This window comes from Lelliottia wanjuensis, from assembly GCF_030238365.1.
Classification (GTDB): domain Bacteria; phylum Pseudomonadota; class Gammaproteobacteria; order Enterobacterales; family Enterobacteriaceae; genus Enterobacter; species Enterobacter wanjuensis.
Window position 1 is genome coordinate 1 of the sequence record NZ_JASSOT010000034.1, and the last position, 591, is coordinate 591.

1 rRNA gene is annotated in these 591 nt (G+C 53.1%); it reads left to right on the plus strand.

What is annotated here, in order from left to right:
• Positions 1 to 591, plus strand: a 23S ribosomal RNA gene (locus QQF33_RS03435); the annotation flags it as partial.

The window sequence follows — 591 nt, forward strand, 5'->3', positions numbered from 1 at the left end:
ACAGACAGCCAGGATGTTGGCTTAGAAGCAGCCATCATTTAAAGAAAGCGTAATAGCTCACTGGTCGAGTCGGCCTGCGCGGAAGATGTAACGGGGCTAAACCATGCACCGAAGCTGCGGCAGCGACACTATGTGTTGTTGGGTAGGGGAGCGTTCTGTAAGCCGTTGAAGGTGTCCTGTGAGGGGTGCTGGAGGTATCAGAAGTGCGAATGCTGACATAAGTAACGATAAAGCGGGTGAAAAGCCCGCTCGCCGGAAGACCAAGGGTTCCTGTCCAACGTTAATCGGGGCAGGGTGAGTCGACCCCTAAGGCGAGGCCGAAAGGCGTAGTCGATGGGAAACAGGTTAATATTCCTGTACTCGGTGTTACTGCGAAGGGGGGACGGAGAAGGCTATGTTAGCCGGGCGACGGTTGTCCCGGTTTAAGCATGTAGGCGGAAGGTTTAGGTAAATCCGGACCTTTATTAACGCTGAGGTGTGATGACGAGGCACTACGGTGCTGAAGTAACAAATGCCCTGCTTCCAGGAAAAGCCTCTAAGCATCAGGTAACATCAAATCGTACCCCAAACCGACACAGGTGGTCAGGTAGA